Below are 16,045 nucleotides of genomic sequence, written 5' to 3'. Positions count from 1 at the left end.
GGAGGTAACAGTCGATGAATGAACGGGTAATGCCGGAGCACTTTGGTGGGTCGCTCTGGGCCGATCAGACGGTAGTGCACCCGATTGGGCTCGCAATGCTTTTGTGCGCGATTGGTGCGTTGCTGATTCTCCCAAGGCGCTATCATTTGCTGCCATTAATGCTGATCGCGGTAGCGCTACCTGGCGCTCAGCGTATCGCCATCCTCTCTCTCGACTTTACCTTTGTACGCATCATGATTCTTGCCACGTTGTTTGTGGCGATGCTGCATGGCCAGTTGCGTACGATACGCTGGGGCATGCCGGACACGTTAATCGCGCTTGCGGCTGCGTGGAGCCTGCTGGCTACGGGGGTTTTAAGCGGCGGCCTCGCCGGGGTGGTCACCAGCGCTGGTGGTGCCATCGATACGTTTGGGGCCTATCTGCTGGGGCGAGCCTATTTGCGTTCTTATCAGGATATGCGTCGAGTGCTGCTGTGTTTCGCGGTGGTATCGATCCCAATGCTTGCATTCTTTGCGCTTGAGCAACTTAGCGGCCGGAACCTGTTTTCAATATTTGGCGGTGTGCCTGAAGAAACCATGTTGCGCAATGGCCGCCTGCGCGCGCAGGGACCGTTTTCGCACCCGATTATGGCTGGTATTTGCTGGGCAACCATAGTGCCATGTCTCATTGCTCTGTGGCAGGGGAAAACCGGTGCACGTCTGTTGATCAGCGCTGCGATCGTCGCGATGCCGTTGATTGTTGTTGCTTCGGCCTCCAGTACGCCGGTCGTCGCATTGATGTGTGGATATATCGGGCTCGCACTTTATGCCTGGCGCCGCTATATGCGACCGATGTTTATGGCTATGGCAGCGGTATTACTGATTTTACAGCTGTCGATGGAAATGTCTGTTTGGCACCTGATTTCCCGCATCGATATTGCCGGCGGTTCCACCGGCTGGCATCGCTACAATCTTATCCAGCAGGCGATCAATCATTTTAGTGAGTGGTGGGCATTCGGCACTAATACGACAGGGCATTGGGGTTGGGGGCTGCAGGATATTACCAATCAGTATGTTCTTGAGGGCGTGAACGGTGGCATTGTTCAGCTGCTGCTATTTCTTGCGTTTTTATTTGTATTGTTTATGCGAATCGGGCGCGCGCAGCGCCTGGCTACGACTGTGGCCGAGAGCCGGCTTCTGTGGGGTATGGCGGTAACGCTCTTTGTGCATTGTGTCAGTTTTCTTGCGGTTTCCTATTTTGGCCAGATGGTATGCATTTTCTATCTGTTTGTCGGTGCCGTTGCCGCGGTCAGTGAAGTGAGACATCCGCAGCGAGCGCCAGTGCGGCCCGGCGCAGCTGTGGCGGCAGCCGCCAGCACATGACGCTAGCGTAGTGTCCAATTTACCTGGTTGAGGTATAGGCGTGCAGAGATCTTCTGAACTCAATATCGTGATTGTCTGTTACAACTGCGGGGTGGAAATCTGTCGTTTACTGGCGGATATTGTCGAAGGGGATCTCCCTCTCGAATCCATCAATTTTTTTGTGGTGGACAATGCTTCCAGCGATGATTCACGCACTCTCCTGCGCGCGCTTCAGTTGCCGCGAATCCATCTTATTGAATCCGAGCACAACCTGGGCTTCGCCGCCGGTTGTAATCTGGGTGCCCGCGCGATTACAAACCTGGGTACGAAAACTGACGCTAATAAGGCGCCAATCCTTTTTCTGAATCCGGATGTGCGCTTGCAGCACGACAGCTTGAGCAACCTGTTAACGTTTGCGCGGGAAAATCCCCATTGTGGTATCTGGGGCGGCTTTACCTGCAATACACAGGGCGAGTTGGATGGAAAGTCAGCCTGGCGTGAGCCTGCACTGCTCGACCTTGTGTGCTGGAGTCTCGGTCTCGACAGGCTATTCAGCCGGGTACTCGGTCGCACCAGTGGTGGTTATTCCCGGCGGTCGTTGCAGAAAAGTGGCGAAGTGGACGCGATTTCCGGGTGTTTCCTGTTGATTGATCATACGCTGTTCCGGCGGCTTGATGGCTTCGATGAGGATTTCTTTCTGTACTCGGAAGAAATCGACCTTTGCCGTCGAGCTCGCTGTTTGGGGGCGCGACCGCGGGTGACCGAGCGCGCACTGATCATGCATGCGGGCAGTCAGACTCTGTCAGGTTTCAATAAACTCAACCATCTTTACCGCTCTAAAGTCAGGTATTTCCACAAGCATGGCTCTGCCCTGAAGGTAGCTGTGGCACGCCGGTTGATTGCGCTGGGAAGCCAGCTGCGCTTCCTCGGATTCGCGGTGCTTTCCCTGGGCGACTCGCGTTTTGTTTCGCGGCGCGATCTTTGGCGAAATTTCATAGCCAGCCAACGACAGTGGAAACTCTGATATGCCTGATAAAACCAAGCCGGCGGTGATTATTCCCGCACACAATGAAGAGTCCATTATTTACAGGTTGCTGCAGGCCATATATTCCGGCGTAGTCGATGGGCTTTATTCGGTAACTGTTGCCTGTAACGGTTGCAGTGATAATACAGTTTCGATAGTGCGCGATAGTTTCCCGCTGGTGCATTGCCTGGATATCGAGCGTGCGGGTAAAACGTGCGCACTGAACGAGGCGGAAGCTACAGGGCTGGGGTTTCCGCGTATTTATGTGGACGCGGATGTAAATATCGGGCGGGCTTCGCTGGTGCAGCTGATCGAGGTCTGTGACGGCACCAGTGAGCCTCTGGTTGTTGCCCCGCGGGGACTGCTGGATACGGCACACAGCAGCCGCCTGGTCAGGGCATATTACAGAGCGTGGAAGAAAACCCGTTTTTTCAGTGAATACGGATACGGGGCCGGTGTCTACGCCCTGAACCGGTCGGCGCGGGAGGCATTTACCCTGTTCCCCGATATTATTTCCGATGATGGGTATATCCGCGCGCTATTTGCCTACCAGAATATTGCCGTGTGTGAACAGGCATTGAGTGAAGTTAGCACGCCGGGTAATTTCCTGGATTTACTCAGAATTAAAACGCGCAGCAAGTTGGGAAAATTGCAGTTGGCTCACCTGAAGAGCTGCAGCGTTCCCATCGCGCGCGGGACACCTACCTTCACCGAGCGGCCGTCGCTGTGGGAATTACTGGTGTACTACGCGGTTAACCTGATCGCCTACGCCAATGCGCTGCGCTATCAGGGGCGCTATGCGCATTATCGCTGGCACCGTGATGAGTCCAGCCGCCAGGTTTCCTGATTCGGTCACCCGGCGGCATGCGGGCTAACGGGCGAACCGCTCCAGGCTTCGTCGCCAGAGTTGACGCAGGCGATCCAGTACGCCGGCCGACGCCAGCAACCGCCGGGCACCACGGTTTATCGATAGCACGAGGGCATCTGTAAAACGGGCGATGGTCGCGGCGCGCGAGTGGGCGTAAAGGTGATATGTCGCTTCTTCTTCGCAATGGTTGCCGTAGAGTTCCTTGTAGGCAGCCCCACCGTAGCCGAAGTCAAACCAGTGAATGCCTTCGTTTTGTAATCGCTCGATTGTGCGTCGGAGTAGAAAAGTACCTGGCCGCACCGTCCGGTACTCAGGCAGGAATGAGGTTGCCATGGCATTGAACGTGCCGCGATAAACCGCTCCAACGCCATAGGCGATATTGATCCCATTTGCGTTCAGCAGGTAGCCGCGAAGATTGCCACTGGCGGCGACTATGTTAAGAATTCTTCGCCAGTGCTCGTTGTTGCACACACCTACACCCATGCCGCCGTGGTAGCTGTGCTCACTGATAGTGGCGGCGGCCTCGATAAAGGCGGATACCTCTTCTGCTGTACGTACTTCCCGCACACATACACGCCCTTCGAAGGCTTCTTCCAGCTTGCGGTCCTGGCGACGAAAGGAACTTCGGGTTTTCGACGAGTTGCTGGAGAGCGGTTGCCCGTTGGCGTCGGTGAGTTGGATCAACCAGCGTCGCGAGCGGGTGGGGTTGCCATCACCTGGGGCTCGTAGCCCGCTACACAGCAGGTTCCCCGCTTCGCTATTTGCGGGCAGATGATGGATGGATATGCAATCTACCTCCGCGGACGCGAGGAGTTGGCGAAGGTATTCCAGCTGACGGTGCGCGACTTCCGTTGAGTTGGATTCCAGTCCACCGTGCAGGATTTCCAGTGTAGTCAGTTGCGGCATGGGGATAGCTACAGGGCCCAGAGCCCGCTTGGGACGCGCCACCATTATACGGCCAACCAGAATACCCGCTGGCGCTCCCTGATGTTCCCATAATGCTATGTGTGGCGCCCGATAGGATGCATTGTCTTCCAGGAAGGGAAAGAAAAATTCGGCAGAGGCATAGATGGGATAGGGCTCGCTATCACGCTGCTGTTCACTGTGTTCCCACGATTCCAGCAGCGCACGTGCGGCGACGGTTTCACGGGCGACAAGGGGAGGGGGCTCGGTTCCGGTTGGGCTCTTCGGGATCCTGTCGCGGTTTGTTTTACTCGCGTTGATACTCGAGACTTCTATTTCCGTATCCCCGGTCTCTGCATCCATAGCCATGCCATCTCCTTGCTGAGCCCTTTATTTGGTCAGCGATCATCGATCGGTTAGCGGATTTTTTCGCCTTCCAGAGGTTTGAGGAATTCGCGTCTGCTGTGGTGCAGCTCGGTACCGGACATCTCCCACCACTTGAGTTCCAGCAACTTGGCGATGGTGTCGTGTGAGAAACGGTAGCGCACTACCTGCGCGGGATAGCCAGCGACCACGGCGTAAGGGGGGACATCGTCAATAACGATGGCGCCGGCGGCGATCACTGCACCATCGCCAATTTTACGTGTGGGGTAGAGTATTTTGGCTCCATCGCCAATCCATACATCGTTGCCCACTTCAAGGTTGACACGGTCGAGGGCATAGCCGGAGCTGAACCCCATCCCGGCGTAGTAGAAAATGCCATGAGTCGAGAGGGTGTTGCGCGGATGGTCGGCATTCTGAAAGCGTGCGGTACGGTAAATGGTGCAGTATTTGCCGATGCGGGTGGAGGACTTAAGGTTGACCGGATCAAAGGTGACGCTGCTGAAATCACCCACATCGATATTAAAGTGTTTGCGGTAAAGCTCGCGCATCGTAAGGCTCAACGTAGAACCGCCTTCCAACTTGAGAATCAGCCTCTGCACCGGCTTGCGAACCATGATCCGCGGTATCGCATATAGCGGCGCCAACACGCGGGCCGCGAACCAGGAGCGACGCATTTTCATGCCGTGAGGAAATTGCGGCAGGTCTTCTGCGTCTCGGTGACGCTGTAGCCTTGCGAGTATATCGTTGACCTGTTGTTCGGTTTTCGGATCCACGCCCGCCTCGGCCAGCACCTGTTGTTCGGATTGTCCATCGCGAAGTTTCACAACGGCCTGTGCCAGTGCCGTTACACTCGGGAAATCAAACAGCAGGGTGGGAGGCAACTCGAGGCCGAGGAGCGCGTTGAGCTTGCCGATGGCATTCAATGCTGACAGGGAATGTCCACCGAGATCGAAGAAGCTGGCTTCGTCGGAAGATACCGGTGATTTGAGTTGGGCTTCGAAAACTCCGCGAATCGATGCGGTGATATCTGCAATGTGTGCCGCCGGACTTGTTGTGACTCCTTCGGTAATTTCAGCAGAATTCCCGCGCAACCGCTTGTCCGAGCTGTTCGCCAGCGTTTCCCCGGTGGCGGATGGCGGCGGGAATGCCTTGCGGTCTACCTTGCCGTTGGGCGTCAGGGGGAACTCGCTCAGGGTGATAAAGGTGCTGGGAACCATATATTCCGGCAGTGAATTTCGCAGTGTGCTGCGCAGGACTTCACTGTTCGGCTCGGCGGTGTTGGCGGCGATCAGGTAGGCCGCCAGGTATTTGCCGCCGCAATCGTCATCGTGGGCAATCACTACACTCTGGCGTATCGCGGGATCCTCGGCCAACAGCGCTTCTATCTCACCGACTTCGACCCGGAAGCCACGGATTTTTACCTGGTGATCCATACGTCCCAGATATTCGATACGCCCGTCGCGGTGGCGTACAACCAGATCACCGGTGCGATACAGCCGCTCGCCATTGAGAGCCTCGCAGTGAAAGAACTTTTCGCGGGTAAGCTCTGCTCGATTCAGGTATCCGGTTGCCAGTCCCTCGCCGCCGATACACAGTTCACCGGGAACCCCCACCGGTAGCAACTGCGCAGCCGGGTCCAGTACGTAGAGGCTGGTATTGGCGATGGGACCGCCGATACAGGCGGCATCATCCGCTTTATGAATCGGGTTGATGGAAGACCAGATGGTGGTTTCAGTAGGGCCATAGAGGTTCCAGATATCCAGGCCGCAGTCGAGCAGGCGCGTCGCCAGGTCGCGTCCCATCGCCTCCCCGCCGCACAGAACACGCACGGCCGGATCTCCCTGCCAGCCGTGGTCGAGCAGCATGCGCCAGGTGGAAGGGGTGGCCTGCATCGCGGTGATATTCTCGCGCTGCAGGGCATCTAGAATCGCCTGGGGATTGCGCGACTGCCGCCAGTCCTGAATCACCAAACGCCCGCCGCTCAACAGGGGCAGGAAGAGTTCCAGCATGGCGATATCGAAACATACGGTGGTGACGGCGAGCAATGAGTCGTCCGCAGAAAATCCTGGTTTTGCCTGCATGGAGCTGAGGAAGTTCACCAGGCTACGCTGGGAAATCTGCACACCCTTGGGGTTGCCGGTGGAACCGGAGGTGTAGATCACGTAAGCGGGGTCGTCGGGGCCTGCCGGCGGAGATGATATGTGCGTTGCGGCGTTTTCCAGTGGCGACGTGTGATCATCCAGCAGGAATATTTCGCCGCCGAAGCTGGTCAGGTCTCCGAGTGTACACCGGCTCTCGGTATCACTTATCAGCAGCGCTGCTGCACTGTCCTGCAGTATGTAGGCGAGGCGCTCGGCGGGAAACATCGGGTCCAGAGGCACAAAGGCTGCGCCCGTCTTCCATACGGCGAGCAGTGCGGCCACGAGATCCGCGGAGCGGGCCATACATACGGCTACCCGCTCTCCCTTGCGTAAGCCACGCGCCAGCAGCTGCTGTGCGATGCCATCAGCACGCTCGTTTAACTGTTGATAGCTAAGGTGTTCGATTTGGTCACTCAGGGCCGTGCGCTCGCTGCACGCCTGTACCTGCTGCTCGAACAGTGCTGTCACCGTGCACTGCGGAGGTAGTGTCATTGCACTCTGGTTCCACTCGGTGCACAGCCGTTTGCGCTCCGTCGGCGCCACGATGGACAGTTTTGTCGCCGGGCAATCTGGCGTTTCCACAATACTGGTCAGCAACTGGACAAAGTTCTGGCAAAGGCTGGCGGCGGTTTCGCGGTCGAACAGCGCGCGCCGGTATTCGAGTGTGCCGCATAAGGCTTCGTCGTTTTCAAGCACCGACAGGGTGAGATCGAATTTTGCCCCGCCACTGTGACTGTTCAGCGGCGTGACTTCGAGTCCCGGAATCTGCCAGTGGTCCGCCGGCACTTTGCGGTGAATGAACAAGTGCCGGAAGAACGGGGATTCACCGGTGCCGCGGGGTGGATTCAGTGTTGCGACCAACTCTTCAAAGGGGACCTGGTCGTTGGCAAACGCGTCGATGGTGGTCTCGCGAACCTTCTGTAGCAGGGTGCGGAAATCCGGCTGCCCGGAAAAATCGGTACGTAATACCAGGGTGTTGATAAAGAGCCCGATCACCGATTCCGTCTGGGTATGTTGGCGCCGTCCGCTGGGCGTGCCCACAATGATGTCCGATTGCTGGGTGTAGCGGTGAAGCAGTAACTGCCAGGCGGCGAGCAGCAGCATAAACGGCGTGACAGACTCCTGTCGTGCGAGCGCATGTAGTGCGGCAGACAGTGAGGCCGGAACATGAAATGTTTCCTGACCGCCACTGAAGTCCGCCGTTTCGGGGCGCGGATGATCCGTGGGGAGTTCAAGCGGTCCCGGGACATCGGTGAGCTGCTGCCGCCAGTAGTCCATTTGCTCCTGATTGTGGGTACTGTTACTGCGCTGCTGTTCCCAGTGCGCATAGTCGGCAAACTGGAATGGCAGGGAGGGCAGTGACGCCGGGCACTGTTGGACAAGTGCCTGGTAGAAGTAACCCAGCTCGCGAAAGAAGATGCCACTGGACCAGATATTGTCGTAGATGATGTGGTGAAACGTCAGCGCCAAAATAGCGGCATCGTCATCGATTTGTAGCAGCCGCGCACGAAACAGTGGGCCCGAGGCCAGTGTCTGCTTATCCATCCGCCGCCCGTGATATTTGGCAACGCGGGTGGTGCAGCGGTTGCGTGGACGGGCGCGCAATCTGGACACGGGAAGAGGGACGTCGCCGCTCGCCAGAACCTGTTGCCGGGGGCCTTCCTCGTCAACAGGAAAACAGGTGCGCAGAATATCGTGGCGCGCGACTACGGCATTCAGCGCCTGTTCCAGCGCACTGCTGTCCAGTGGACCTCTCAGGTGCACGGTATTGGAAATCTGGTAGGCGCTGCTGTTGCCCCACAGCTGTTCTGACAGCCACATGCGCTTCTGTGCCGAACTGAGTGGGATACGCGTGCCGCGGGGAGCGGCGACCAGTGCATTGCCTTCGGCATGGTTGGCTTTGATGGTGTCGCCGACCGTTGCCGTTGTTGTGGAAACAGCGTGATCGATCTTCTCTGCAAGTGCGCGCAGGTCGCCAGCCTCGAAAATACTGCGCATATCCAGGCTGGTGCCGAACTGCTCATTGATGCGTGCGAGCAGTTGAGCGGCGTTCAGTGAATGTCCGCCGAGAGCGAAAAAGTTTTCGCCCACACTGATGGTGTCGCGGTTGAGCAATTCTTTGCAGAATTCTACAAGATATTCCTCCGTGCGCCCCTGGGCTTCGATCCTAGGGGCGCCTGGTAACTGGTTGTCGTCGTCCGGTGCCGGTAGCGCATTGCGGTCCACCTTGTTGTTCGGAGTTTTTGGCAGGCTGCCCAGGCGTACATACAACGTCGGAATCATGTAATAGGTGAGCTGTTCGGCGAGGTAATCACGCAGTTGCTGTACGTTCGGCGATGCGCCGCTTTCCGTATCCTGCTCGGGCACCAGATAGGCAACCAATTGCAGTTCGCCCCGGACATCGCGGGCCACGACCACGGCTTCGGCGATTTGTGGGTGTGCCAGCAGGCGCGCCTCGACTTCCCCCACCTCCACACGAAAACCGCGAATTTTTACCTGAAAATCTTTGCGTCCGCGGTGGTGGATAAGTCCGTCCGGGTCCATTTGTCCCAGGTCGCCGGTGCGGTAGATGATGATGCCGGGATCCGCCGGGTCGATGCCGAAGGACTTCGCTGTTGCTTCCGGGTTTTGCCAGTAACCCTGAGCCAGGTAACGGCTACGCGCTGTAATTTCCCCGATTTCGCCCTGGGCTACCTCCTGCCCGTCGTCGCCGAGCAGTACTACTTCAACGCCTTCAACCGGGTAGCCGATCGGCACCACGTCGCCCTCGAGCCGGGTGTCGGGGCCGATGTGAAAATAGCGGATAGTGCCGGTCTCGGTGGAGCCGAGACCGGTATAGAACTCGATATCCGAAGTGAATACCCTGCGCGCCAGCTCCACGTCGCTGGTGAGCACGCGCTCACCGCCAAAGGTGACCAGGCGGATGCTGAACACATCGCCCGGCCCGTGGTACTGGGCGGCGAACTCCCGAAACAGGGACGCGACCGAATGGTAGATCGTAATGCGCCTGGACTTCAGCCAGTCTCCCAGGTTGTCCACCCCGTCGCGATGGAAATCGTAGGGAAAGATGGCGGCGCCGTTAAGCAGCGCGCCGAAAATACAGTAGACCGAAGCGATGACACTGCAGGAATAAAACAGGGTCATGTGATCATGGGGCACCACCTTCTGCAGGTTACTGCGACGCATGCAGCCGTGCAGCAGATTGCGGTTGTTCTGTACCACGCCCTTGGGACGGCCAGTGGAACCAGAGGTATAGATGATGTAGGCCAGTGCATCCGGCGCTACTTCGATATCGAGGTTCTCACTGGGGGTATGGTCGGGAATATCGTCGAGATCGAGAATGTATACGCTATTGTCGGCGAGTGCGGAGGCTACCGAGCGGTTGGCACCGTTGCTCAGGATCAACGCGGCTTGCGATTCCCGGTAGATATACCGGTTGCGCTCGGTGGGGAAGGCGGGGTCTATCGGAACATAGGCGTGCCCGCACTTGAGTACCGCCAGAATGGCTGCGATCTGGGCGATCCCCTTTTCCAGAAACAGCGCAATACGCACCGGTTCGCCGGCCGGCGCATGGGCGAGGATCTTTCGCGCCATGACATTGGCGAGTTGATTGAGGGCGCTGTAGCTGAGCGAGGCGTTGGCGTCGGTAATTGCGAGTCGTTCGCCGTGCAGGGCCACCTGTTTTTCAAAGCGTCGCGCGACCGACAGCTCGGTGTCCTGAAGGCTGAAGTGGCGAGATTTCTGCGAATATTCCTCGACGATATTCATACGCTGGCCTTGCGGTAAATGGTGCAGTGTTCACGAATCCATTCGCGGGAACGCCGGCTGAACGGCTTTCTGCCCCAGTAGGCGCCGGCCCATGAATCGCCGCGGTCCTGGCGGGCATCGTTGTGAATTTCCTCGATCAGGTAGGCTTCCGGTTGCAGCTGGAATTTCTTTGTCAGTTGCACGCGCATATCGGTGTCCATACCGTTTACGAACAATGCGGCGCCCGGTTTTAGTAAGCATTGCAAGTTGGCAAAAGCGCGGCGCGCATTTTGCGCCGGCAGGTGGAACAGGACATTCTGTGCAAACACCAGATCCGCCTGGCCCAGCTCATCGATAAAATTTGCATCCAGCATGTCGCCGACATGGAATGATATGGTCTGCAGGATTTCCGGTTTTACCCGGTAGGCATCGTCTGCCAGATCGAATGTTTCACTGACAAATGTCTCACTGACGAAGGGGCCCTGGTATACCTCGTCGCGGCTGTAACAGGGATTCTGCGCGCGCTCGATCACCGATGGCACTATGTCAAATGCTTCTATACGGTATTCCAGCTGCGGGAAATTGCGGCGCAATACGGCGGATAGTGAAATGGGTTCCGCGCCGCTGCAGCAGCCAAATACCAGAATGCGCAAAGGCGCGCCTTTGGTGTCGGTCATCTGTGGCACTACTTGCTCTACCAGCACGCGGTACTGATGCGGGAAGCGGTAGAACTGGGTGTAAACGCGATTTTTACGCGGAGAGGTTTTGACGATGAACCAATGCTTTATATGCCGGACAAGGTTTTTAAAACGAGACGGACTTTCCATGTAAAAGGCTCCCTGTCTTTGCTGTTCCTGGCAAAAATTTTCGTGAAACAAGTGTTCGATAACCGGAAATTACCGGCGGGATAGTTTTCGCCTGTTGATTCCGGAGCGTGGCGCGGATGCTAATTTTCTTCCCCTTTTTACTCGAGGGAGGAATATTTTCTGAAAGCGAATGGCTTCGGCGTTTTGCGGAAATTATAGGGTTTGGTGCGGAGTTCGCCGGGCGTGGCGAGGAAATCAAGGTCAATTATTGGTTGGCGAGAAAGGGGTAAATGGCGTGCGCCAACGGTATTAAATCCGGGCGGGAGGGAGAACCGTAATTTGATTGGCCCAGCCTGGTTGAGTGATCGACTGAGTGTGTTTCGAGGGCCGCTGTCGGGGCTGGCTGTACAGGCGCGGTACCACCAACTCTGGCGGTACCGCGCGCACAAAGGCGGGGTTTGATCTCTGCGACTATTTTTTCTTTAGCATCGGTTTCAGGAAGCGTCCGGTGTGGGAGCCTTTGACCTTGGCGACCTGCTCAGGCGTGCCTGTGGCAATGATCTGGCCGCCGCCGGAGCCGCCTTCCGGGCCGAGGTCCACAATCCAGTCGGCGGTCTTGATCACATCCAGGTTGTGCTCGATCACCACGATGGTATTGCCGTGGTCGCGCAGGCGGTGCAGCACGTCCAGTAACAGTTGAATATCGGCAAAATGCAGACCCGTGGTGGGTTCGTCGAGAATATAGAGTGTCTGGCCGGTGTCGCGTTTGGACAGCTCGCGAGAGAGTTTGACGCGCTGTGCCTCACCGCCGGAGAGTGTGGTCGCCGCCTGGCCGAGCTTGATATAGGACAGACCGACGTCCATCAGGGTCTGCAGCTTCTTGGCGATGGCCGGTACCGGATCGAAAAACTCCCGCGCATCCTCCACGGTCATTTCCAGCACTTCGTGGATGCTCTTGCCCTTGTAGTGCACCTCTAAGGTTTCCCGGTTGTAGCGCTTGCCCTTACAGGTATCGCAGGGCACATAGATGTCTGGCAGGAAGTGCATTTCCACCTTGATCACGCCATCGCCCTGGCAGGCCTCGCAGCGGCCGCCTTTCACATTGAAACTGAAGCGCCCGGGTTTGTAGCCGCGGGATCGTGCTTCCTGGGTGCCGGAAAAGAGTTCTCGGATGGGTGTGAAAATGCCCGTATAGGTGGCGGGATTGGAGCGCGGCGTGCGGCCGATGGGGCTCTGGTCAATGTCCACGCACTTGTCGAAGTGGTCCAGCCCGTGGATGGCTTTGTGCGGTGAGGCCTTGAGTGTGGTGGCCTTGTTCAGCGCGGTAGCGGCGAGCGGATAGAGGGTGGTGTTGATCAGGGTGGACTTGCCGGAGCCGGACACACCGGTGACACAGGTAAACACGCCCACCGGGATTTCCAGATCCACGTTCTGCAGGTTGTTGCCGGTAGCGCCCTCGATGCGTAGAACCTCGCCGGTGCCAGGAATGCGTTTCTCGGGTACCTTGATCTGCTTGACCCCGGACAGGTATTGGCCGGTAAGTGAGCGCTCGCAAGCGGCCACTTCCTTGTGCGTGCCCGCGGCCACCACCTCGCCACCGTGTACCCCCGCGCCGGGGCCGATATCAATCAGGAAGTCGGCCGCGCGAATCGCGTCTTCGTCGTGCTCCACCACAATCACGGTGTTGCCGATATCCCGCAGGTGGGTGAGGGTGTTCAGCAGGCGTTCGTTGTCCCGCTGGTGCAGGCCGATGGACGGCTCGTCGAGAATGTACATCACGCCCACAAGGCCGGCGCCAATCTGGCTGGCCAGACGAATGCGCTGGGCCTCGCCGCCGGAGAGGGTCTCGGCACTGCGGTTCAGGGTCAGGTAGTTGAGGCCCACGTCCACCAGGAAGCGGAAGCGGTCGCGCAGTTCTTTCAGGATCTTGTCGGCGATCTCTTTCTGTGCGCCCTTGAACTTGAGCTGGTTGGCAAAGTAGTCGAAGGCGTCGCCTACAGGCAGCTCGGTGATCTGGGCCAGGGTGCGGTCGTCCACAAACACATGGCGGGCTTCCCGGCGCAGGCGGGTGCCCTGGCAGTCCGGGCACTTCTGGGTGCTCAGGTATTTGGCCAGTTCTTCGCGCACGGACTGGGACTCGGTATCCCGGTAGCGGCGCTGGAAGTTGGGGATGATGCCTTCGAAGGTGTGGCGGCGGATGGTCACGTCACCGCGGTCGTTCACATAGCTGAAGTCGATGGCGGTGTCGCCACTGCCGTGGAGGATGGCCTCGCGGTCGCGTTTGCGCAGTTTCAGCCAGGGCTTGTCGATATCAAAGTCGTAGTGCTCTGCCAGCGAGGTGAGCATGTGGTAGTAGTAGATATTGCGCCTGTCCCAGCCGCGGATGGCACCTTCGGAAATGCTGCTCTCCGGGTCGAGGATGACTTTGTCCTCGTCGAAGAACTGTTTTACCCCGAGGCCGTCGCAGCCGGGGCAGGCACCGGCGGGGTTGTTGAACGAGAACAAGCGTGGTTCCAGTTCGTCCAATGAGTAATCACATACCGGGCAGGCGTGACGGGCGGAGAACAGGTGGTCGTCCTTGTTGCCGTCCATATAACTGATGGCGGCGATACCGTCGGTAAGGTTCAGGGCGGTCTCGAAGGATTCGGCCAGCCGCAGTTGCAGGTCGTCGCGCACCTTGAAGCGGTCCACGACCACTTCGATGGTATGTTTCTTGCGTTTGTCGAGCTTGGGGGTGTCGTCCAGGTCGCATACGGTGCCGTCGATACGTGCGCGTACAAAGCCGTCCCGGCGCAGCTGTTCGAACACGTGCAGGTGTTCGCCCTTGCGGTCGCGCACCACTGGTGCCAGCAGCATGATCTTGGTGCCCTCCGGCAGTGCCAGCACCTGATCCACCATCTGGCTGATGGTCTGGGCCTGCAAGGGTTCGTGGTGTTCCGGACAGCGTGGTTCGCCCACGCGGGCGAACAGGAGGCGCAGGTAGTCGTAGATCTCGGTGATGGTACCCACAGTGGAGCGCGGGTTGTGGGAGGTGGATTTCTGTTCGATGGAGATGGCTGGCGACAGCCCTTCCACGTGATCCACATCCGGCTTCTCCATCATCGACAGGAACTGGCGCGCGTAGGTGGAGAGGGATTCCACGTAGCGACGCTGTCCCTCGGCGTATAAGGTGTCAAAGGCGAGTGAGGACTTACCAGAACCGGAAAGTCCGGTGATTACGATGAGTTTGTCACGGGGAATATCCAGATCGATATTCTTCAGGTTGTGGGTGCGAGCACCCCGTACGTAAATCGTATCCACACTCTGTCCTGTATTGTCGCGGAATTGTCCGCCAGTGAACCGGGCGGCAGAAAACGGTCAAGTATAATCCGGTGCCTGAGTGTGCCAAAATCCCTTCCCGTCAATAATTCAGTATGGATACGGAAATTATGATTCCTGTGATTCTCTGTGGTGGTACCGGATCGCGCCTGTGGCCGCTGTCCCGTGAGGCTTATCCGAAGCAGTTCCTGAACCTGGCGGGCAGCCATACCATGCTGCAGGCCACGGCATTGCGTCTGCACGGTCTCGAAAATGTGCAGGCACCGATTCTGGTGTGTAACGAAAATCATCGCTTTGCCGCCGCCGAGCAGTTGCAGGAAATTGACCGAGCAGCCCAGGCCATTCTGCTGGAACCCTGCGCACGCAATACCGCTCCGGCTATCGCCCTGGCGGCCCTGGCTGCGGCTGAGTCTGGTGACGATCCGCTGTTACTGGTTCTGCCAGCGGACCATGTGGTGGCGGATACGACGGCATTTCAGGCGGCCATTGCCTCGGCTCGTCCACTGGCGGAAGACGGTCACCTGGTGACGTTTGGCATCGTGCCGAGTAGCCCGGAAACCGGATATGGCTATATCCGCAGTGGCGATGCTGTCGGTGGCGGCTGGAAGGTGGCCGAGTTTGTGGAGAAGCCGGACCTGGCCACCGCCGAGCGCTATCTGGCCAGCGGGGAGTACAACTGGAACAGCGGCATGTTCCTGTTCCGCGCAACCCGCTACCTCGAAGAGCTGGGACACCATCACCCGGATATGCTCGAAGCCTGCCGCACCGCTTTTGCCGGTGCCGCCCGCGATCTGGACTTCACACGTATCGATGCCGATGCCTTCGCACGTTGTCCGTCCGACTCCGTCGACTACGCGGTAATGGAAAAAACCGAATCCGCTGCGGTAGTGCCGATGCAGGCAGGCTGGAGCGATGTGGGTTCCTGGTCTGCATTGTGGGAACTGGCGGAGCGGGATGAGAACGACAACCTGCTACGCGGCGATGTTATTGCCGAAAGCGCCGCCGGCTGCCTGGTGCATGGCGGCGAGCGTCTCGTCGGCATTCTCGGGGTGCAGGACCTGGTGGTGGTGGATACCGATGACGCCCTGATGGTGGCGCACAAGGATCGCGTACAGGAAGTGAAAACCATTGTGCAGCGCCTGAAACAGGGAGCGCGCAGTGAGGCTGAAAACCATCGCAAGGTGTTCCGCCCCTGGGGTTATTACGACTCCATCGACGCCGGTCCGCGCTTCCAGGTCAAACGCATTGTGGTCAAGCCCGGCTGCCAGCTCTCGCTGCAGATGCACCATCACCGCGCCGAGCACTGGATTGTGGTGCGCGGTACCGCGATGGTCACCCGTGGTGAAGACAAGCTGTTGCTGAGTGAAAATGAATCCACTTACATTCCGCTGGGGGTGGTGCACCGCCTTGAGAACCCTGGATCCATACCACTGGAGCTGATCGAGGTGCAGTCTGGCAGTTACCTTGGTGAGGATGACATTGTGCGCATCGAGGATCAGTACGGGCGCAATTGA

At 58.1% G+C, this 16,045-nt stretch carries 8 protein-coding genes; 4 read left to right on the top strand and 4 right to left on the bottom strand.

The window, feature by feature from the left end:
- Positions 1 to 14: 14 nt before the first annotated feature.
- From LC093_RS14900 to LC093_RS14890, 3 genes are read left to right on the top strand one after another with little or no spacing between them, the layout of a single operon-like run.
- Positions 15 to 1,361, top strand: coding sequence for a hypothetical protein (locus LC093_RS14900; protein WP_226666432.1), 1,347 nt, complete (start codon positions 15 to 17; stop codon positions 1,359 to 1,361).
- Positions 1,362 to 1,401: 40 nt separating this feature from the next.
- A complete protein-coding gene (locus LC093_RS14895) occupies positions 1,402 to 2,364 on the top strand; it encodes a glycosyltransferase family 2 protein (protein WP_226666430.1) in 963 nt (320 codons plus the stop codon).
- A gap of 1 nt (position 2,365) precedes the next feature.
- Positions 2,366 to 3,211, top strand: a complete 846-nt coding sequence (locus tag LC093_RS14890; RefSeq protein ID WP_226666428.1) for a hypothetical protein — start codon at positions 2,366 to 2,368, stop codon at positions 3,209 to 3,211.
- Positions 3,212 to 3,235: 24 nt separating this feature from the next.
- Here the strand turns inward: LC093_RS14890 and LC093_RS14885 are convergent, their stop codons facing one another.
- From LC093_RS14885 to uvrA, 4 genes are all read right to left on the bottom strand, one after another.
- Positions 3,236 to 4,504, bottom strand: coding sequence for a GNAT family N-acetyltransferase (locus LC093_RS14885; RefSeq protein ID WP_226666425.1), 1,269 nt, complete (start codon positions 4,502 to 4,504; stop codon positions 3,236 to 3,238).
- Positions 4,505 to 4,551: 47 nt separating this feature from the next.
- Positions 4,552 to 10,428 (bottom strand): non-ribosomal peptide synthetase, encoded by a 5,877-nt coding sequence (locus LC093_RS14880; protein WP_226666424.1) that lies wholly within the window; start codon positions 10,426 to 10,428, stop codon positions 4,552 to 4,554.
- A complete protein-coding gene (locus LC093_RS14875) occupies positions 10,425 to 11,234 on the bottom strand; it encodes a CheR family methyltransferase (RefSeq protein ID WP_226666422.1) in 810 nt (269 codons plus the stop codon). Before LC093_RS14875 ends, LC093_RS14880 begins: the two co-directional genes overlap by 4 nt.
- A gap of 450 nt (positions 11,235 to 11,684) precedes the next feature.
- Positions 11,685 to 14,513, bottom strand: coding sequence for an excinuclease ABC subunit UvrA (gene uvrA / locus LC093_RS14870; protein WP_226666412.1), 2,829 nt, complete (start codon positions 14,511 to 14,513; stop codon positions 11,685 to 11,687).
- 113 nt (positions 14,514 to 14,626) lie between these two features.
- Between uvrA and LC093_RS14865 the strand changes: the two genes are divergently transcribed.
- Positions 14,627 to 16,045 (top strand): mannose-1-phosphate guanylyltransferase/mannose-6-phosphate isomerase, encoded by a 1,419-nt coding sequence (locus LC093_RS14865; protein ID WP_226666402.1) that lies wholly within the window; start codon positions 14,627 to 14,629, stop codon positions 16,043 to 16,045.

The organism is Microbulbifer aggregans (assembly GCF_020524005.1).
Taxonomy (GTDB): Bacteria; Pseudomonadota; Gammaproteobacteria; order Pseudomonadales; family Cellvibrionaceae; genus Microbulbifer; species Microbulbifer aggregans_A.
Note: the sequence above shows the minus strand (reverse complement) of the source record. Positions and strands in the feature narration are given on the sequence as shown.